This window comes from Sphingomonas sp. Ant H11, from assembly GCF_000797515.1.
Lineage (GTDB): Bacteria > Pseudomonadota > Alphaproteobacteria > Sphingomonadales > Sphingomonadaceae > Sphingomonas.
The window spans coordinates 1-19,756 of record NZ_JSBN01000091.1 but is presented as its reverse complement, the minus strand read 5'-3'; the positions used below and the strand labels follow the sequence as shown (position 1 = coordinate 19,756).

General features: G+C 65.6%; 10 protein-coding genes and 5 pseudogenes. 8 read left to right on the top strand and 7 right to left on the bottom strand.

Annotation, left to right across the window (positions count from 1 at the left end):
• Positions 1-49 precede the first annotated feature (49 nt).
• The 7 genes and pseudogenes from NW75_RS27885 to NW75_RS16040 all read right to left on the bottom strand — a co-directional run bounded on the left by NW75_RS27885 (position 50) and on the right by NW75_RS16040 (position 8,986).
• The gene (locus NW75_RS27885) at positions 50-835 is read right to left on the bottom strand and encodes a hypothetical protein (protein WP_331386172.1); all 786 of its coding nucleotides are present in this window, start codon (positions 833-835) and stop codon (positions 50-52) included.
• Positions 798-1,688: a hypothetical protein gene (locus tag NW75_RS27880; RefSeq protein ID WP_331386171.1), complete on the bottom strand. Its 891-nt coding sequence runs from the start codon at positions 1,686-1,688 to the stop codon at positions 798-800. Before NW75_RS27880 ends, NW75_RS27885 begins: the two co-directional genes overlap by 38 nt.
• A 1,187-nt stretch (positions 1,689-2,875) precedes the next feature.
• Positions 2,876-3,793 (bottom strand): LamG-like jellyroll fold domain-containing protein, encoded by a 918-nt coding sequence (locus NW75_RS27875; protein ID WP_331386170.1) that lies wholly within the window; start codon positions 3,791-3,793, stop codon positions 2,876-2,878.
• 7 nt (positions 3,794-3,800) lie between these two features.
• A pseudogene (locus NW75_RS16055) lies at positions 3,801-5,109 on the bottom strand (MFS transporter).
• Between the two features lie 55 nt (positions 5,110-5,164).
• Positions 5,165-5,959, bottom strand: coding sequence for a 2-keto-4-pentenoate hydratase (locus NW75_RS16050; RefSeq protein WP_033966175.1), 795 nt, complete (start codon positions 5,957-5,959; stop codon positions 5,165-5,167).
• 94 nt (positions 5,960-6,053) lie between these two features.
• Positions 6,054-7,493: a mannitol dehydrogenase family protein gene (locus NW75_RS16045; protein WP_033966174.1), complete on the bottom strand. Its 1,440-nt coding sequence runs from the start codon at positions 7,491-7,493 to the stop codon at positions 6,054-6,056.
• Positions 7,490-8,986 (bottom strand): annotated as a pseudogene (locus NW75_RS16040) (UxaA family hydrolase). Before NW75_RS16040 ends, NW75_RS16045 begins: the two are co-directional and overlap by 4 nt.
• A gap of 134 nt (positions 8,987-9,120) precedes the next feature.
• Here NW75_RS16040 and NW75_RS16035 point away from each other — a divergent pair.
• The 8 genes and pseudogenes from NW75_RS16035 to NW75_RS27870 all read left to right on the top strand — a co-directional run bounded on the left by NW75_RS16035 (position 9,121) and on the right by NW75_RS27870 (position 19,627).
• Positions 9,121-10,147 (top strand): annotated as a pseudogene (locus tag NW75_RS16035) (LacI family DNA-binding transcriptional regulator).
• Between the two features lie 82 nt (positions 10,148-10,229).
• Positions 10,230-11,672 (top strand): glucuronate isomerase, encoded by a 1,443-nt coding sequence (uxaC, locus tag NW75_RS16030; protein ID WP_033966173.1) that lies wholly within the window; start codon positions 10,230-10,232, stop codon positions 11,670-11,672.
• Positions 11,673-11,686: 14 nt separating this feature from the next.
• Complete coding sequence (gene kduI / locus NW75_RS16025; protein ID WP_033966172.1) at positions 11,687-12,526, top strand: 5-dehydro-4-deoxy-D-glucuronate isomerase; 840 nt, start codon at positions 11,687-11,689, stop codon at positions 12,524-12,526.
• 105 nt (positions 12,527-12,631) lie between these two features.
• The gene (gene kduD / locus NW75_RS16020; RefSeq protein ID WP_033966171.1) at positions 12,632-13,387 is read left to right on the top strand and encodes a 2-dehydro-3-deoxy-D-gluconate 5-dehydrogenase KduD; all 756 of its coding nucleotides are present in this window, start codon (positions 12,632-12,634) and stop codon (positions 13,385-13,387) included.
• 122 nt (positions 13,388-13,509) lie between these two features.
• The gene (locus NW75_RS16015; protein ID WP_033966170.1) at positions 13,510-14,517 is read left to right on the top strand and encodes a sugar kinase; all 1,008 of its coding nucleotides are present in this window, start codon (positions 13,510-13,512) and stop codon (positions 14,515-14,517) included.
• A pseudogene (locus NW75_RS16010) lies at positions 14,504-16,076 on the top strand (carboxylesterase/lipase family protein). Before NW75_RS16015 ends, NW75_RS16010 begins: the two are co-directional and overlap by 14 nt.
• A gap of 214 nt (positions 16,077-16,290) precedes the next feature.
• Positions 16,291-19,196, top strand: a pseudogene (locus NW75_RS16005) (TonB-dependent receptor).
• 218 nt (positions 19,197-19,414) lie between these two features.
• Entirely contained in the window at positions 19,415-19,627 is a 213-nt protein-coding gene (locus NW75_RS27870) for a hypothetical protein (RefSeq protein WP_331386169.1), read from the top strand.
• Positions 19,628-19,756 lie beyond the last annotated feature (129 nt).

Here is a 19,756-nt window from a genome sequence, read left to right as displayed (position 1 = left end):
CCGGCCAGCGCCAGCGCCGCGCCACCGGCGAGCAGCGCGCGCCGCGTCGTCATGGCGTGCGATCGGCGATGGCGACGGTGTTGTTCTGCTGGGTGACTTCGGCACCGCCATCAGCCTGTTCGACACGAACCAAGAGCTGTTGCGGGTCGATGCCCGTGGGCACCGTCAGCGTCACCTGCGCGGTTTTGGGGATGAGATCGCCCGGCGCGGCGAGCGGCGGCACGGCGGCGCTGGCGATCCTGCGATCCTGCTGCCACAGCGACACGCGGCCCGCCGTGGTTGGCACTGCGCCTAGGCTGTGGACGGTGACCGTGACGCGCTGGCCCGCAACGCGCACATCGTCGCGGCCAATGCCTAGATCGGGGCGGGTTTCGACCGGCGTGGTGGGTGTCACCAGCGCAAAGTCGAGCACGGTCTCGCCCGGCGCGAAGGTGAGCGGGATCGCGGCGCTGCGCTCCAGCGCGACCGTCGTGCGCTCAGGTGCCGCGCCGCGCTCGGTTGCGATCGACCAGCGTCCGGCGGTGACGTTCCACGCCGTCATCGTCGCGGCTTGCGGGCGGTTGCTGGTGTTATAGGCGATCACCTTGAAGCGGTCGCGCGTCGCGCCGGGCAGCAGAATCGCGACCTGCTCCGCCGCGTCCGGCGTGGCGAAGCGCCAGCTCACCGTATTGCCCGGCCAGGTCTGGTTGCGCTTCAGCGCGATCCCGCCGAGCCGTTCGCGCTGCAGGATGTCGCTTGGCTGTTCGACGCGGTCGCTCCACCAATGGCCGTCGGTGTACATCGCCATATGCTGCATCTTATCGGCGATCGCCTCGCCGTGCAGCGTGGCGAGCACGTCTAGATCGCCCGTTGCCGACCAAGCGGCATAACGGCCGAACGGCTCCTCGCTTTTGGCCGCCCGCGCGCGCAACGCGGTGCCATCGGGCAAGGCGGTGAAGGCGTTTTTCGTTGAATTCGGCCAGCCCCGCCGGACTCTTGGCGACCCGCGCCTCGATCGGGCGCAGATATTTGGCATCGCCGGTAAAGCGCCACGCCGCCCAGCTTGCCTGCAGCGGCGTGCTCACCCCGCCGCCATCGCCGACACGCTCGGCATCGCTGCGCCAGTTGATTTCATTGGGGTAGGACCACGCGCCATCGGCCGCCTGTTTGCCATGCGCCATCCAGCCGTCGATCACGCCGGTCACCAGCGCGCGCGCGGGCGTGCTGCCATTATACAGGCCGAGCAGGATCGGCGCGTGCAGCACGGTGAAGCTATAGGGCTTCTGCCATTCCCACGCCCCCTCGCGGTACATCATACGCCCGCCATACCAGTTGCTGGCGAAATGCAGGTGACCCGCCGGGTTCTTCAGGATCACGCCTTGCAACGCCTTGGTCGTTGCCATCAGCCGCTCGATCGAGCGTGGCTCGCCCCAGTTGAGATAGAGCCGCTCGGCATCCGAGTTGAGCCCTTCCTCATAAGCGTGAAGCTCGTCGGTGGCGATGTAGCCGAGGCCGTTCACGCGCATCCCGTTCTTGTACGCGGCATCGGCGAGGGCGCGCAGCGAAGCGTTGATCTTGTCGGGCTCGACCCCCATCAGCGCGAGGCCGGGCCATTGCTGCGTCAAATCGGTATCGTCGGAAATGCCGCCGCCGAAATCGCCATACGGCACCTGGCGATGGTCGATCCACCAATTGACGAACTGGCGCACCAGTTTCAGATCCTCAAGCTGCCGAAAACGCCCAGAGCGGCACGCCCGGGGGGGCGGTTGGCTGGGGGACGGCGGGCAGGTTTTCGGGGCGGTAATTGATGTCGGCCCAATATTGGCGCGCGGTCACATTGTCGGGGTCGACGCGCAACAGGTCGGTGATGTCGCCGAACAGGCGCGCGTACAGCGCGGCGCGCTTGGAGGCGGTATGTTCCTCGACCAGAAAGCCCCAATTGTCCTTCACCTGATTGAGCCGGTCGGCGATGTGTTCGGGCAAAGCGGCGGCGCGATCCTTGAACACTAATCGGATCTTCGCACCGTTGAGCGCAGCGGCATCGAAGCCGGGCAGCGCCGAGGCGATGCTGAGATAGAGGCTGTCATTCGAGAGCACGCGGTCGCGCAGATCGAGCCACAGTGTGCGCGGCGTGCCAGCGGGGACGCTGACCGACAGGTCGACCATGTCGCGGCCAGGCCAGATCGGGTCCTTCACGCGGATATTGAGCGGGACCGGCCCGGTGCCGGCGAGCGCGGGCAGATCGATCGCGATGCCGTCGAGCCCGTCATGCAGGTTCTGCCAGCCATAATCGAACGCGCGCGCCAGCGGCTTGTCGGGATAGGCATCGCCAAGGCTGGCCGGGATCAGGATATGGACGATCGGTAGGCCGGGCGTGCGGGCTTGCGCTGGTGCGCCAGCCCCCGCGGCAGCGGCTCCGACAGCGGCCTTGATGCCGGAACTGGGCAAGGCGACGACCATGCTGCGCTCGTCGGGCGCATAACGGCCGGTGATGAAGGATTCGAGGCTGGCGAGCGCGGCGATCCTGGTCGAGGCGGTGGCGTCCACGGTGTAGGAGAGTTTGAACGATCCCGCCGGTTCCGCGCCGGCCTTTACGTCATAGGCCCATAGTTCCTGGATCGGCTGCTCCTTCATCGTGTTGACGAAGCTGAGCGTGCCGCCCTGCCGCTCGGGCACCGCGCTGACGCTGCGGACGGTGCCGTGCGCGCGGGTGGCGAGCGTGGTGGTTTTGCCGCCGTCCGACCATAGCAAGGAGCCATAAGCCGCGCCGCGAATCTCGACGCGGTTGAAGCGTTCGCCGGGTGGTACGGTCAGGTCATAGCGCTTGCCGCCTTCGACATAGACGTTCCAGTCCGGCAGCTCGAAATAATCGTCGCGGCCGGGCAGTCTGGAGCGGTTATAGACGCCGGGCCAGGTCGTCTCGGATATGCCGTCGACGCCCTTCCACATCCACTCCTTCAAATCCTTGGCGTCGGCGAACTCGACCTTGCGCACCGTGGTGACGGGGGCATCGAGCACGGGGCGGCGCGCCTGCATCCCAGCCATAACGGTGCAGCCAGGCGGTGCGGCGGGCGGCGGTGTCCGCTAGTGGGGCCGGGGCCGGATCGCGCTTGTCGGCGAGCGCGGCAATGTCGGCGGCGGCCAGCATCCGGTCGTACACGCGAATCTCGTCGAGATCGCTGCCGCGCATGAAATGGTAGCGGCTCTGCACTTGGTGGGGGGAGAGCACGCGCCCGGCGAGGCCGAACTGGTCCAGCCCCGAATCGAGATCGGCGACCTGATCCTTGCACGCGACTTCGCGGCCATCGACAAACAGCCGGACGCCCTTGGTCTCGTCCCAGGCGAAGGCGATGTGCTTCCACGCATCGGCTGCGGGTGTCTGCGGGATCGTCCAGGAGACGCGGATGCGCGACAGGTTCGCGTCGGTGACGAAGGCATCGAAGCCGTGGCCGTTCCAGTCGATCCGCAGGAACGCCATGTCCCAACTGCTGTGATCGGCAAAGCCCGCGCGGAAGATCACGAAGGGCGCGACGCCCAGCGGCTCGCGCGGCCGCCAGAAGAAGCTGAGCGTGCCGCGCTGCGCGCGCATGTTACCGGGTGCCTTCCACGCGACATAGCCGTCATCGGCCCAGCGCGCCGCGCCGCCGATCGCGCCATCGGGCACCACGCTGACGCCGCTGCGGAAATTGGGTACCGGGTCACCCATTGCGGTGTCCGCCGTCAGGCTCGTGTCGGCGGAAACGCGGAACAGCAGGCCGCTCGCATCCTGCGCCGCCGCCGGGGTGGCGACAGCGATGGCCAGCAGGCTCGCCAAGCCGGCCTTACAGCGCATCGACGCGCGCCAGTCGCGGCGAGAGCAGATGGATGACACCGACCGCGATGAGATACACGCTGCCCGCGACCGCGAAGATCAGCGTGTAGCTGCCCGTCGTTTGCAGGATGTAGCCGGTGAATTTGGCCATCCCCATGCCGCCGATCGCGCCGACCATGCCGCCAATGCCGACCACCGATCCCACCGCCTTGCGCGGGAACATATCCGACGGGATGGTGTAGAGATTGGCCGAAAAACGCCTGATGCGCCGCCGTCGCCAGCCCGACGATCGCCACCGCCGCCCACAGATTGGCGATATATTGCGCAAAGAAGATCGGCATTACGAGGAAGGCGCAGACCAGCATCGTCGTTTTGCGCGCGGCATTGGCCGACCAGCCGCGCTTCATCAGCCGCGAGGAGGACCAGCCGCCGGCGATGCTGCCAAAGTCCGAGATCAGATAGATCACCACCAAGGGCGGGCCGAAGCTCTTCAAATCGAGATGATAGGCTTTGGACAGGAAATCGGGCGTCCAGAACAGGAACAGCCACCAGATCGGGTCGATCAGGAACTTGCCGAGCGCATAGGCCCAGGTCTCGCGATAGCCGAGCAGCCGCGTCCACGCGATCTTCTGCGCGGGGTCGGCGGGGTCGCTTTCGATATGGGCGAGTTCGGCGGCGCTGAGGCGCGGCTGTTCGCGTGGCCGGCGGTAGATGGCGATCCAGGCGACCAGCCACACCAGGCTCGCGACCCCGGTGACGATGAACGCCATCCGCCACCCGAAGGCGAGCGTGATCGCGGGTACGATCAGTGGGGTCACCACCGCGCCGATATTGGCACCGGCGTTGAACACGCCCGTCGCCAGTGCCCGCTCGCGTGCCGGAAACCATTCGGAGACGGCCTTGATGCCCGCCGGGAAATTGCCCGATTCGCCAAGGCCCAGGACCGCGCGGGCAGCCGCAAACTGCAAGGTCGATCCGGCAAAGCCGCACAAGGTATGGCCAAGCGTCCAGATGATGAAGGCGATCGAATAGCCGACACGCGCCCCGACCCGGTCAACGATCGAGCCGAAGCTGATATAGCCAATCGCATAGGCCGCCTGGAACCAGAAGACGATGTCGGCATAGGCATTCTCGTCCCAGCCGAATTCGCCCGAGATGTTGGGCTTGAGCAGCCCGATCATCTGTCGATCGACATAATTGATCGCGGTGGCGGCAAAGAGCAGGCCGCAAATCACCCAGCGATAGCGTCCGACCGTGCTTGCGTCGGCCGCTATCGTCCCGCTTGCACCCGTTTCGATCGGAAGTTCGGCCGTCGCCATCATCTCTCTCCTGTCGGCGGCCCTGTTTCGAACCTTTGCCGGATCATAATCGCGGTTATTGGGCGGCGATGCTACACGCCACCGTCAGTCGGTTGTCGAAGATGGCCGAAATTTGCGCGCCGATGTGAACTTGGTGGACGCCGCTGACCGCTCCGGACGAAATCCACTGCCCTGCGCTGAGCGCGATGCCACGCTGCGCCATCAGTTCGAACAGGAAGCGCGCGGCTCCGAAGGGGCCATCAAGCATGGCGGCGGCGGTGGCGACCCCGGTCGATGCGCCGTCGATGGTCAACTCGACCGGCCATTGATTGAGGTCGAGGTCGCGCCAGTCGGCAATATCGGGGCCGATCACCAGCCCGTTATTGTTGCCGAAATCGGAAATGGTGACACCGGGGCCATGGTCGTTGATGCCGCCAAAGGGCGAACTGGCGATTTCGATGCCGACACACACCCGGTCGATCAGCGCGGTCGCTTCGGCCAGCGTATAATCGATCTTGGCAGGGTCGGGTGCCGTGCCGATCCGCAGCAGAAATTCCGCCTCTGCCGCCGCGAATCCGCCAGCATAGACGGTCATCGCGCGTGGGGTTTCTCCAGCGTCGAAGGTCTGGTCGGCGAAGATCGGCCCGGCGAGGCGGTCTGCCCCCTCCAGGGGCGGGTTGATCCGCCCGACCTTCCAGCCGGCGATCACGCGGTCGGCAAGCGCAATGGCGGCATCCTGCATCGCATAGGCTTCGGCGAGCGCAGCGGGCATGGTGCCGGGGTAATCGACCAGTGCGGACGCGCTGCGCCGGGCGCTGACAAATTCGGTTGCGACTCGCGCGATATTGTCTTGACGTTTCTTGGCCTGCACGTGGCTTCATCCCCTCATGGATCGCTAGGACGATCTCGACGACTGGGTATGGGAAACCGGTGTCATTGACAAGAGGGATCGCGGATCGGCGCGATCAGCCGGAAAGCGCAGTCGCCCAATCGCCGTCGAACGCAGCCTGCGCGGCGAGCGCGATCGACTGCGCAGCCTCCGAATCTTCGGCCAATGCCCCCGAAAAGCCCAGTCTCGCCGCGATCAGCCGGGCCAACACCGCGCGAGCGTCGCCCGTTGCCGCAAGATCGGCGAGGACGGAGCCCGCCGGGTCCAGGATCGGAACCCCCGCGCGCGCGCGCTGCATCAGAAAGGCGATCCAGCAGCCGAGCGCGGCGAGCACATGGCGCGGCAACCGGCCCTGCGCGCGGTGCGCCGCCAGCGTGTCGCCGAGTCGATAGGGGATCTTCTGGCTGCCATCGGCGGCGATCTGCTCCAGCCGATGGACGATCGCGGGGTTGCGGAAGCGGGCCAGCACCGCCGAACGATAGCCATCGAGATCGAACCCGGCGACGGGCCGCAACGTCGGGATGATGTCGTCGCGGATCATCGCATCGATGAATCCGGCCAGCGTGGCATCGCCCATCGCGTCGGCGACGCTGGTATGGCCGCGCAGCAAACCGGCATAGGCCAGCGTCGAATGCGACCCGTTGAGGATGCGCAGCTTGGCCTGTTCATAGCCCGCAACATTGTCGGTCAACGTCGCTCCGGCGCGGCCCAACGCGGCGCAGACCGGATCGTCGAGATCCTCGATCACCCATTGCGCGAATGCCTCCCGCTGCACGGCGGCGCGGTCTTCGACGCCGAGCACCTCCGCGACATCGGCATAGAGCGCTTCGTCGGCGGCGGGGGTGATCGAATCGACCATCGTGCCGGGCACGCGGACATGCGTGGCAATCCACGTCGCCAGGTCGGGCGCATGCGCCTGGGCAAAACCGATCAGCGCTGCACGCACCTTGGCCCCGTTATTGGCGAGGTTGTCGCACGGCATCACCACGAAGGGCGCAATCCCGGCGGTTTGGCGCGCGGCGAGCCCCGCAATGATCCAGCCGATGACGCTGCGCGGTACAGCAGGCGCGGCCAGATCATGGACGATGTCGGGATGCGAGAGGTCGAGCGTGCCGTCCGCCGTGAGGCAATAGCCCTTCTCGGTCACCGTCGTCGTCACCAGCCGCACTGCAGGGTCGGCGAGCAGGGCAAGCGTCTGTTCTGCGTCGTCGGGGGCCAGAAAGCGGCTGTGAGCACCGATGATGCGATAGGCGGGCGCGATGTCGCGGATGGCGAGCGTGTACAGCCCCTGCTGCTCGGTCAGCGCCGCCACCGTTCCCGCGCTGCGCAGCGACACCGCAGCAATGCCCCAACCCGGCTCGCCGTCGAGCAGCGTATCGATATAGGCCGCCTGGTGCGCGCGGTGGAAGGCTCCGGGGCCGAAATGGACGATCCCGGTGGTCGGCGGTGCGGTGCGGTTGGGGCGGGCCACCTGTGCTGGCACAGTATCGAGCGTGCCATATCCCAAACGCGTCATAAGGTTACGCCCCGCTTCCAGATTGCGATTTCGCGTTCGCCATTACGCTCGGCGGCGGTCGCCGCGCCAGACGCAATCGCGCAGACTTGCGTGGCCAGCGCCTGCGCCACCGTGTCGAAGCCGTGACCGAGAACTTCGCCTGCGTCGAAGTCGATCCAGCCTGGTTTGCGCGTGGCGAGTGCGCTGTTCGAGGCGATCTTGATCGTCGGCACCGGGAAGCCGAGCGGCGTTCCGCGCCCAGTGGTGAACAGAATGGCGGTCGCCCCCGCTGCGGCCAGCGCGGTGCAGGACACGGCATCGTTGCCCGGTGCCTCGAGCAAAGTCAGCCCGGCTCCGCCGACGCGCGCGCCATAGGGGATGACGTGGGATACCGGTGCGCGTCCGGCTTTCTGCACGGCCCCCAGCGATTTTTCCTCCAGTGTGGTGATGCCGCCCGCGACATTGCCGGGCGAGGGATTCTCCGACACCGGCTCGCCATGGTCGAGGAAATAGCGTTTGAAAGCATTGACCATCGTGACGATGCCGTCGAACACGCTTTCGTCGACCGCGCGGTCCATGAGCAGGCGTTCCGCGCCGAACATTTCCGGGATTTCGGTTAGCAACACGCTTCCGCCTGCCGCGACCACGCGCTCGCTGATGCGGCCGACGAGCGGGTTGGCGGTGAGCCCCGACAAGCCATCGGACCCGCCACATTTCACCCCAAGCACCAGCCGGTCGAGCGCGACGGTGCTGCGTTTGCTGCGTGCGAGCGCGACCAGTTCGGCGACCTTGGCCACGCCCTCGTCAATCTCGTCCCCGGCCAATTGCGTGACGAGCGTGCGGATGGCGGAACGCCGTCCTCCGGGATTTCGCGCAGCAAGGCGTCGATCTGGTTCGATTCGCACCCCAGCCCGACGATCAGCACGCCGCCGGCATTGGGGTGGCACGCGAGCGCAGCCAGGATGCTGCGCGTACCGTCAAGGTCGTCGCCAAGCTGCGAACAGCCAAAGGGATGGGTGAAGGCGTGGACTCCGTCGACGGCACCGTCGGCGCTCTCGTTCACCAATGCGGCATCGGCCTGCGCGGCGATACGGGTCGCGGTGCGCGCGACGCAGCCGACGGTCGGGAGTATCCAGATTTCATTGCGCGTGGCCACGCGCCCGTCGGCGCGGACATAGCCTTGGAAGGTCGCCGCTTCTTGCGCGTCGCTCGTCGGTGCGGGGGGCTTGGGGGGTGAAGTGATAGTCGAGCGTCCCGTCGAGCGCGGTCGCCAGATTGTGCGAATGGACGTGCATGCCGGGCGCGATGGCGACGGTGGCCGTGCCGATCGGAAAACCGAATTTCAGCACGGGCGCGCCCGCGGCGATCGGCGCGATCGCCACCTTGTGTCCGCTCGGTATGGCGACAAGCGCGATGACCTCGTGACCGTCGTAAGTGACGGCATCGCCCTCCGACGCAGGTTCGACCAAGGTCGCGACGCTGTCGTCGGGATGCACCAGAAGGGCTTTTGCCACGTCTCGCTCGCTTATTTTGGGTAACCGGTATCAGCCTCTGCCTCAGGCGCGTATCGCTTGGCAAGGGCACCCATGCTCGCCGTAGCGCGCCGTCGGACTAGCCAAGCCGGTCATCCTGGGTTTAAGCCGATGGCATGAAAAGCACCGGACAACCGACGATCAACGATGTTGCGCGGATCGCGGGCGTTTCCAAAAAAGACCGTCAGCCGCGTTATAAACCGCTCGCCCTTGCTCAACGACGATACGCGGCGGCGCGTCGAGGATGTGATCGGTGAACTGGGCTATATTCCCAATCCGCAGGCGCGCGCGCTCGCGCTGCGCCGCAATTTCCTGATCGGGCTCGTCCACGACAACCCCAATGCGCAAATGGTGATGAATGTGCAGCAGGGGATTTTGGAGGCGCTGCACGGCACCGAATTCGAACTGGTGGTGCGCCCGGTCGATCGCGGATCGGCGACGATGCTGGTCGATCTGCGGCATTTCCTCGAACGTCAGCGCCTGTTCGGGCTCGTCCTGCTCCCGCCGATCAGCGAGAATGACACGATTGCCAAATTGTGTGCCGAAATCGGGTGTCGCTATGTCCGCATGGGGTCGGCCCCGCTGGACGATAACGATCATATGGTTGCCTCCAACGATTGCGAGGCGGTGCGAGCCGCGACCGAATATCTGATCGAGCAGGGGCATCGCCGGATTGGCCTGATCGCTGGGCCGCATGGTTTCCGCTCGGCGCGCGAGCGACGTCTGGGCTTCGAAGAAGCGCTGAGCAAAGCGGGCATCGCGCTCCCGCGGAGCATGATCGCCGACGGCAATTACACCTTCGAATCCGGGCTGACCGCGGCAGAGCGCCTGCTCGATCTGATGCCGCGTCCAACCGCGATCTTCGCCAGCAACGATGAAATGGCAGCGGGCGTGATGCATGCGGCACGACAGCGCGGTCTCGACATCCCCAAGGATTTGTCGATCGTCGGCTTTGACGATACGCCCGTTGCTGCACACGTCTGGCCGCCGCTGACCACGGTGCGATGGCCGATTGCATCGATGGCGCGCTCGGCGGCGCTGAAGCTCACGGCGGGGTTGGATGGGGAACAGATTGTCGAGGAACCCTCGCTGTTCCTGTCGACCTTGATTCGGCGTGGCTCGGTGGCGGCACCGAGCATATAGATCATCCACTAACGGGGTTGCGACCCAACCTGACACCGGTTACCAGAGCCCGCATAAAACAGTGCGGGGAGGGAGAATGACAATGGCACGGCCGCTCGACCTGAACCCCGATCGCCTGTTTCCCAGCGATCCAACGACGCGGGCCATTGCGCGCACGCTTTACGCGGAAATCGCGGACTTGCCGATCGTCAGCCCGCATGGCCACACCGATGCCGGGTGGTTTGCCGACGACACCGCCTGGACCGACGCGACCGCGTTGCTGCTCGCGCCCGACCATTACATTTTCCGGATGCTGTACAGCCAGGGCGTCGACCTCGACGCGCTCGCCATTCCGCGCCGCAGTGGCGCGCCCGCGACCGATCCGCGCGCCGCATGGCGGTTGTTCGCGCAGAGCCTGCATCTGTTTCGTGGCACGCCCTCGCGGATGTGGCTCGACCATGTCTTTGCCGAGGTGTTCGGGTTCGAGGTGGCGCTCGAGGCAGGTACGGCCGACCTGTATTTCGATACCATCGCCGAGAAGCTGGCCAGTCCGGCTTTCCGCCCGCGCGCGCTGTTCGATCGCTTCAAGATCGACTTTCTGGCGACGACCGAGGGGCCGCAGGACGATCTGGGCGCGCATCACCGCATTCGCGCCTCGGGCTGGGGTGGGCGTGTGGTGACGACCTATCGCCCGGATGGCGTCATCGATGTCGAGCATGAGCAATTCGCAGGCGCAATGGCGCGGTTTGCCCAACTGACCGGCGAGGACGTCCATAGCTGGAAAGGCTATCTCGCCGCGCACCGCAAGCGGCGGGCGGATTTCCGTGCGGCCGGGGCGACCGCGACCGATCATGGCCACCCGACCGCCGCAACCGCCAATCTGTCGCCTGTCGAAGCCGAAGCCTTGTTCGGCAAGATCGTCGGTGGGAGCTGGACCGCTGCCGATGCCGAGCTGTTCCGCGCGCAGATGCTGACCGAAATGGCGGCAATGTCGGTCGACGATGGCATGGTGATGCAAATCCACCCCGGCTCGTTCCGCAACCACAATGCCGGACTGTTCGCGAGCCACGGACGCGACAAGGGGGCCGACATCCCCATGCGCACCGATTATGTCCATGCGTTGAAGCCGCTGCTCGATCGTTTCGGCACCTCGACCGAGCTGTCGATCATTCTCTTCACGCTCGACGAGAGCGTGTACGCGCGCGAACTCGCACCGCTGGCCGGGCATTATCCGTGCCTGAAATTGGGGCCATCCTGGTGGTTCCATGACAGCCCCGAGGGGATGCGCCGCTTCCGCGAGATGACCACCGAGACGGCGGGTTTCTACAACACGGTTGGTTTTAACGATGATACCCGCGCCTTCCTGTCGATCCCGGCGCGGCACGATGTCGCCCGGCGCGTCGATTGCGGATTCCTCGCGCGCCTGGTGGCCGAGCATCGCCTTGAGGATTGGGAAGCCGCCGAACTGGCGCAGGAACTGACCAGCGGCCTCGTCCGCCGCGCTTATCGTATCGATTCCCCAGAAATCGCCGCCAAAGCGGCCTGACCCCGGAGAGCCCCATGTTCGACCGCACCTATTACGCCACGCATCCCGACATGATGGAATGCGTTTCCAATGAGGAATTGCGCGATCGCTATCTGATCCAGGACCTGTTCCGTGCGGGCGAATGCGTGCTCAACTATACCCATGCCGATCGGTTCGTGATCGGCGGCGTGGCCATTGCGGATGCGGCGGTGAAACTGCCCGACCAGACCGAGCCGGCTTCGGCTGCCGGACACCCGTTCCTGGAGCGGCGCGAGTTGGCAGTGGTCAATGTGGGTAGCGCGCAGGGCACGGTCACGGTCGATGGCGAGGTGTTCACGCTCGGCAATAAGGATTGCCTGTACGTGACGATGGGCGCGAAGGACGTGGTGTTTTCCGGCGAAGGCGCGCGTTTCTATCTGGCCTCGTGCCCGGCGCACAAGGCGTTCGCGACGCGCGTGATTTCGGTTGCCGACGCAACCAAGCTGGAGCGCGGCAGCCTCGAGGAATCGAACGAGCGGACGATCTACCAGATGGTCATCCCCGGCATTTGCGACAGCGCGCAATTGGTGATGGGGCTGACGGTGCTGAAGCCGGGCTCGGTGTGGAACACGATGCCGCCGCACATTCATGAACGCCGCAGCGAAATCTATTTCTACTTCGAACTCGACGGGCCGAACGACCGCGTGTTCCATTATATGGGCGAAGGCGAAGCGCTGCGGCACATCGTGATGGCCAATGAAGAAGCGGTGATCTCGCCGCCCTGGTCGGTGCATATGGGGTCGGGCACCAAGGCCTATGCTTTCATCTGGGCGATGGCGGGCGAGAATCAGGATTATACCGATATGAGCGTGCTGGATATTTGCCAGCTGGCGTGAAGCTCCCCTCCCGCGCGCGGGAGGGGCTGGGGGAGGGCAGCGGCGCAGGTCCTCTCCATTCCCCCCTAACCCCTCCCGCAAGCGGGAGCGGAGAAGGACCGAGATATGAACAATCCCTTCGATCTCTCCGGCAAGGTCGCCGTCGTCACCGGGGCCAATACCGGCATCGGTCAGGCGATCGCGCTGGCGCTTGCTGCGGCGGGGGCGGACATCGCCTGCGTCGGCCGAACCCCGGCGGACGACACCGTGCAACAGATCCGCGCGCTGGGTCGTCGCGCCGAGATCATCTCGGCCGATCTTTCCACGATCGAGCCTGTGCAAAGGGTTGTGGATGAGGCTGTGGATAAGCTTGGCGGGCTCGACATCCTCATCAACAATGCCGGGATCATCCGCCGCGCCGACGCGGTCGATTTCAGCGAGGAGGATTGGGATGCGGTGATCGACACCAATCTCAAATCGGTGTTCTTCCTGTGCCAGGCGGCCGGGCGGCACATGATCGCGCAAGGGGCTGGCAAGATCGTCAACATCGCGTCGATGCTGACCTTTCAGGGCGGCATTCGCGTGCCGAGCTATACCGCGTCGAAGAGCGGCATTGGCGGGCTGACCAAGCTGCTTGCCAATGAATGGGCGGGCAAGGGCATCAACGTCAACGCGATTGCGCCGGGTTATATCGCGACCAACAATACCGCCGCCTTGCAGGCCGATGAGACCCGCAACCGCGCGATCCTGGAGCGGATACCGGCGGGCAAATGGGGCGATCCGGAGGATCTGGGCGGGGCGGCGGTGTTCCTGTGCAGCCGCGCGGCGGATTATGTGCAAGGGCATATTCTGGCGGTCGATGGCGGTTGGCTGGCGCGATAAGGGAAGAACGGGCCCTCACCCTTCCCACCCGGCGGTGCCGGGCGGGCCCCTTCCCTCTCCCGGTGGGAGAGGGAGGGAGGCGCGAAGCGCCGGAAGGTGAGGGTGACGTTGAGGGGATTTGCATGAGTACGTTTCTGGCTTTCGGGGAAATCATGCTGCGCCTCTCGCCGCCGGGGCGCGAGTTGCTGTTGCAGACGCCCAAGCTCGACGTGTGGGTTGCCGGGGCCGAGGCCAATGTTGCGGGGGCGCTGGCGCGGCTCGGACACGATGTCGCCTTTGCCAGCGTGGTACCCGACAACGATCTGGGGCGGGCGGCGCTGACCTATTTGCGCGGTGCCGGGGTCGCGACCGCCGGTATCCAGCTCCGCGGGGACCGCATGGGGCTGTATTTCGTGACCTCGGGGGCAGGGCTGCGCGCGACCGAGGTGATTTACGATCGCGCCGGGTCGTCCTTCGCCGAAACGCCGAGCGACGCCTGGGACTGGGACACGCTGCTGCATGGCGTCGATCGGCTGCATCTGTCGGGCATTACCCCGGCACTAGGGCCGGTGCCCGCCGCGAGCGCGATTGCGGCGGCGCAAGCCGCGGCGGCGCGCGGCATTGCGGTGTCGTTCGACGGCAATTGGCGCGGCAAATTGTGGGAGCGCTGGGACAGCGATCCGCGCGGCATCCTCACGCAACTCGTCGCGGAGGCCGATTTGCTGTTCGGCAACCACCGCGACATTGCTCTGCTGCTAGGGCGCGATTTTGGCGGCGAAGGCGAGTCGCGGCGGCGCGAGGCGGTCGAAGCGGCGTTTGCTGCCTTCCCCAAACTCCAGACGATCGCCTCGACTGCGCGGCATGTCGAACATGTCGATCTCCACCGGCTGTCGGCGCGCATCGATACCCGTTCGGGATCGGCGCAGACCGAGGAGGTCGTGCTGGCCGGGATCGTCGACCGGATCGGTGGCGGCGATGCCTTTGCCGCGGGTGTGTTGCATGCGTTGCGGCGCGGTGGCGACAGTGCGGAGGCGGCGCGCACCGGGCTCGCGCTGGCGGCGCTGAAACATTCCCTTCCGGGAGATGCGAGTCTGTTCCGCCAGGCCGATATCGATGCCTATCTCGCGGGCGGGCTGGATGTCCGGCGCTGATCTCACCCGCCGCACACTGATCGGCAACGGCGTGGCGGCAGCGCTGGCCGCTGCCGCCACGCCGTTGCGCGCGGCGCGGGCCCCGCACGTTGCGTGCGCTGCGGGGCGATTTGTTGGCACAAAGGAGCTGAACGGCGTCCGCAGCTATCGCGGCATCCGCTACGGGCGCGCCGAGCGTTTTTCGCGCGCCGACACCCTTCGCTTATGGGCCCTCGCCGCATCCGGCCGACACGTTCGGCCCGGTCGCGCCGCAAGCGGGCACCACCTATGGTCCGCAAAGCGAGGATTGCCTGTTCCTCAACATCTGGACGGCGCAGCCGGATCGCGCAGCCAAGCTGCCGGTGATGCTCTATATTCACGGTGGGGCCTATTCCGGCGGCAGCGTAACCGATCCGCTCAATGATGGCGCGGCACTGGCGGCGCGTGGCGATGTCGTGGTGGTGACGGTCAACCACCGGCTCAACGCGCTGGGCTATCTCTATCTCGCGCGGCTCGACTCGCGTTTCCCCGATAGCGGCAATGCCGGGCAGCTCGACCTGATCCTCGCGCTCAAATGGGTGCGTGACAATATCGCGGCGTTCGGCGGTGATCCGGCGCGGGTGATGGTGTTCGGCCAGTCGGGCGGAGGCGCGAAGATCGCGACCATGCTGGGGATGCCCGCCGCGCGCGGGCTGTTCCACCGCGCCGCCACGATGAGCGGGCAGCAAGTGACCGCTTCGGGGCCGCTCAACGCCACTGCGCGGACGCGGGCGTATCTCGCGCGGCTCGGGGTGGACACGCGCGAGCTGTCGCCGCTGCTGGCGATGCCGCAGGACCGCTTCGTCGCCGCACTCGACACGGCCGACCCGATCCTTGGCGGCGGCGTTTATTTCGGGCCGGTGCTCGATATGAAGTGGCTCGCGCGGCATCCGTTCTGGCCCGATGCCAACCCGCAAGGCCTCGATATTCCGCTGATCCTGGGCAATGTCCGAGACGAGACCCGTGGCTTTCTCTCACCCGATTCGGACAAGGTGCGCGGGCTCAACTGGGATAATGTCGCCGCGCGAATCGCACCGGAATTGCGGATCGACATTCTGCCCGAATGGGTGGTCGAACAGTATCGCGCGCACTTCCCGGCATGGTCGCCGACCGAGGTATTTTACGGCGCGACCACCGCTGGGCGGAGTTGGCGCGGACAAGTGATCGAGGCCGAGGCACGCGCAAGCGCCGGGGCTCCGGCCTTTGTCTATCAAGTCGATTTCACGTCGCGCCTCGACCCCCGACGCGGGGCCTTTCACACCATCGACATTCCGCTGGTCTTCGGCACGATCAGCGCGAAGGGCTCGCAAACCGGGACGGGGGCGGATGCGCAGGCGGCGTCGCGGGCGATGCAGGACAGCTTCGTCGCCTTCGCCCAAGCCGGGGACCCCAATCATGCCGGGCTTCCGCAATGGGCCCGCTACGATCTTTCGCGACGCGCGACGATGGTGTTCGATTCAATACCCCATAGCGAGGACGATCCCCGCCGCTGGCAGCGCGAACTGTTCGCCCGCATTCCCTATATTCAGCCGGGTACTTAAGCCAAAAAGCCGATTGACACCGGTTACCAAACGCGACATTTAGGCGTCAGGATGAGTTGCCGAAGAGCGACCATCGGGCAGGAGAGGAGCGATGCGCCGCAATAGTGCACCTTTCCCTTCCTCTGCTCGCCATTCCGCCGCCAATTTGCAGGCGCGGCATGGCTACCGGTGTCAATCGGCGTCGCGGGACAGCGACGCCCAGGGGGGATGAAGAATGCGCAAGATTTCTGCGGCAGCGACGGTGCAGCACGGTGTCTCGGTAGGCGCGCTTGCGCTCGCACTGTTCTTGCCAAGCGTTGCCTTGGCGCAGACCGAGCCGACGCCGTCCGCGCCTCCGGCCAGCGAGGATACGGGGCAGGACATCGTGGTGACCGGCTTCCGCCAGTCGCTCCAGGCGGCGCTCAACGTAAAGAAAAACTCGGTCGCAGCGGTCGATTCGATCGTCGCCGAGGACATCGCCAAATTCCCCGACCAGAACCTTGCCGAATCGCTGCAGCGCATCCCGGGCATTTCGATCCAGCGCGATGGTGGCGAAGGGCGTGCGATCACCGTGCGTGGGCTTGGCGCGCAATTCACCCGCGTCCGCGTGAATGGTATGGAAACCGTCGCGACCTCGACCGACGGTGCCAGCGCCAACCGCGACCGCGCGTTCGACTTCAACGTATTCGCGTCCGAACTGTTCAGCTCGCTGGTGGTCCATAAGACCGCCGAAGCGTCGCTCGACGAAGGGTCGTTGGGCGCGGTCGTCGATCTCAACACGGGCAACCCGCTTGGCGGCAAAAAGGCGGGTTTCTCGGGCGCGCTGTCGGTGCAGGGGTCGTATAACGACCTCGCCAAGACGCTCGGGCCGCGCGTCGCCGGGCTGCTGTCCTGGCGGAACGAGGCGGGCACCTTCGGCGCGTCGGTTTCCGCCGCATATTCGAAGGTCAACACGCTCGAACTCGGCAACAACACGACACGCTGGGCGCAGGCCCAGTTCGACTCGGTTGACGGTACGCCGTGTTATTACAACACCACCGGTTCGGGAGCGGCGCAGGCCTTTACCACGCCTGCGGCCAATAGCGGCGGCGTCTATCGGCAAAGCGCGGCGTGCGACAAGGCAGCGCAGGCCTTCCATCCGCGAATTCCGCGCTACGGTGTGATCAAGCATGATCGCGAACGCCTGGGCATCACTGCCAGCGTGCAGTTCGCGCCGACCGACAAGACCAAGATCTCGATCGATGGCCTCTACTCCAAGTTCAAGGAAACCCGCGAGGAGGAATGGCTGGAGGTGCTGGCGCGCAGCAACGAGCGCTCGATCGACCTCGTCAATCCGGTCTACGATGCGAACAATAACATCGTCTCGGCGACGCTGAACGATGCATATAATCGCAACGAGCATTATCTGCGCAAATCGAGCACCGAATTCTATCAGATCGGCGGCACCTGGGATCAGGACGTAACCGACAAGTTCCGCTTCACTTTGTTGGGCGGGCTGTCGAAATCGGATGCGAATATCCCGGTCGAGACGACCATCCTGCTGGACAACAAAGCGGCGCAGGGCTTCAAATACGACTATACCAACATGTCGAACCCCAGGCTGAGCTATGGCAGCAGCGTGACCGACCCGAGCGCCTACCAGCTTTCCGAAATTCGCGATCGTCCGTCGGAGACCGTCAACAAATTCCGTACCGTGCAATTGCGCACCGAATGGGACGTGGCCGATGGCTTCCAGATCAAGGCGGGGGGCGTCTACCGCAAGTTCACCTTCGACACCGTGGGCTTCACCCGCGATACCGTGGTGTGCGGCAATGGCGGCAAGGATCTGGTGCTCGGCACGCTGACCTGTTCGCCATCCTCGCAATTCGGGTCGGGCGCGGTTTACGGTTTCCCGGTGACGGCGGCGCTGACCGATCTGGTCAATCTGGGTTCGGCCGGGCAGCCGTCCGGCGCGACCTCGCAATATGTCGTTGCCAACATCCCGGCGGCGGCGACCCTGACCAACCTGTATAATCGCGCGCTGGTCGTCGATGCCGGCAATACCCGCAGCGTTTCGGAAAAGGTGACGGGCGGGTATCTGGAATTCGATACCAAGGGCGCGCTCTTCGGGCTGAACTATGCGTTCAATGCGGGGTGCGGTATGTCCATACCGACCAGAGCTCGACCGGTCTTGTCAGCGGCACCGCCGCCACGGTCCAGCGCTCGTACGACGATTGGCTGCCGGCGCTCAACGTGGCCTTCTATCCGACCGACAAGATCATCGTGCGCGGCGCGGTCGCCAAGGTGATGACGCGGCCGACGCTGGGCAACCTTACGCCGGGCGGTACGGTGGACGGGTTCAACTACAAGATCAGCAACGGCAACCCGTTCCTCGATCCGTTCCGCGCGACGGCGTATGATATCGCGCTGGAATGGTATTTCGCACCCCAGTCGATCGCGTCGATCGCCTTGTTCAAGAAATCGATCGACAGCTTCCCGGTGTCGAACACGCTGACCCAGACCTTCGCCTCGACCGGATTGCCGAAATCGGTCTTGCCGCCCAGCTCGCCGGCCTACATCAATTTCGATCCCAACCAGCTCTACACGGTCAGCACGACGGTGAACGGCACCGGTGCGTCGCTGAAGGGCATCGAGCTGTCGGTGCAGGCACCGTTCAAGTTCCTGCCCGGCTTCCTCAAGAATTTCGGCGGCATTGCGAACGCGACGTTCATCGACAGCAGCGCGACCTACGGCGTGGTTGGGCCATCCAGCCTGGTCTGCGCGACGCAGTTCACCTGCAAGCTCGTTGCGCCGACTGCGGTGCAGCGGACCTCGACGCTGTTCGGCCTGTCGAAGAAAGCGTTCAATGGCACGCTCTATTATGAGGACGCCAAGTTCAGTGCGCGCGGTTCGATCAGCTATCGCGGGCCCTATGTCGACCAGAATAGCGGCACCGGCAACGTGTTCGAAGGCTATGCCGCGACCACCAATTTCGACGCCTCGGTGCGCTATCGCCTGACCAAATGGCTTGAGGTTTCGGTCGAGGGCACCAACCTGACCGACACTTATCGCTATCGCTACACCGATGTCGATGCGAACCGGAATTATGAGAACAACCATTTCGGCCGCACCATTCTGTTCGGCGCGCGTGTGAAGATGTAAGCTTGGAAGACCCTTCCTCCCCGTTCGGGCGTTGCCAAAGCTATGGCGACTCCCCGTTCGTTTTTCCAGAGAATGCCCGTGATCGACCGTCGCAGCGCCATCCTCGGGACACTGGCGAGCGGGTGGGCGGCGCGCGGGCTTGCGCAGACGCCGCCGCCACGGGTTGGCGGTGCCGCACCGGCGACGGCGCTGCCCGAACCCGACGAAACGTTGGACCTGTGGCCCAAGGGCGCGCCGGCGCGCCGCCAACACTCCCGCTGGAGACCGTCGACGAGCGCAGCAAGGATCGCACGCTGAACGACCGTGCGGTGCAGGGCATCAGCCGCCCGCGCCTGGTCGTGTTCCGCCCGGCGACCCCCAATGGCGCGGCGCTACTGGTGACGGCCGGCGGGGGGCTATCGCCTGGTGGTGATCGACAAGGAAGGCTATGAGATCGCGCGCTGGCTCGCGGCGCGCGGCTTCACCGTGTTCGTGCTGTTCTATCGGCTGCCGGGGGATGGCTGGGCGGCCGGACCGGACGTGGCGCTGGCCGACGCGCAGCGCGCGCTGCGGCTGAGCTG

Excerpts from the sequence above, each read along its gene's own strand:
- kduD (WP_033966171.1), top strand. The coding sequence starts at position 12,632 with ATGAACAATCCCTTCGATCTCTCCGGCAAGGTCGCCGTCGTCACCGGG.
- kduI (WP_033966172.1), top strand. The coding sequence starts at position 11,687 with ATGTTCGACCGCACCTATTACGCCACGCATCCCGACATGATGGAATGC.
- uxaC (WP_033966173.1), top strand. The coding sequence starts at position 10,230 with ATGGCACGGCCGCTCGACCTGAACCCCGATCGCCTGTTTCCCAGCGAT.
- NW75_RS16015 (WP_033966170.1), top strand. The coding sequence starts at position 13,510 with ATGAGTACGTTTCTGGCTTTCGGGGAAATCATGCTGCGCCTCTCGCCG.
- NW75_RS16045 (WP_033966174.1), bottom strand. The coding sequence starts at position 7,493 with ATGACGCGTTTGGGATATGGCACGCTCGATACTGTGCCAGCACAGGTG.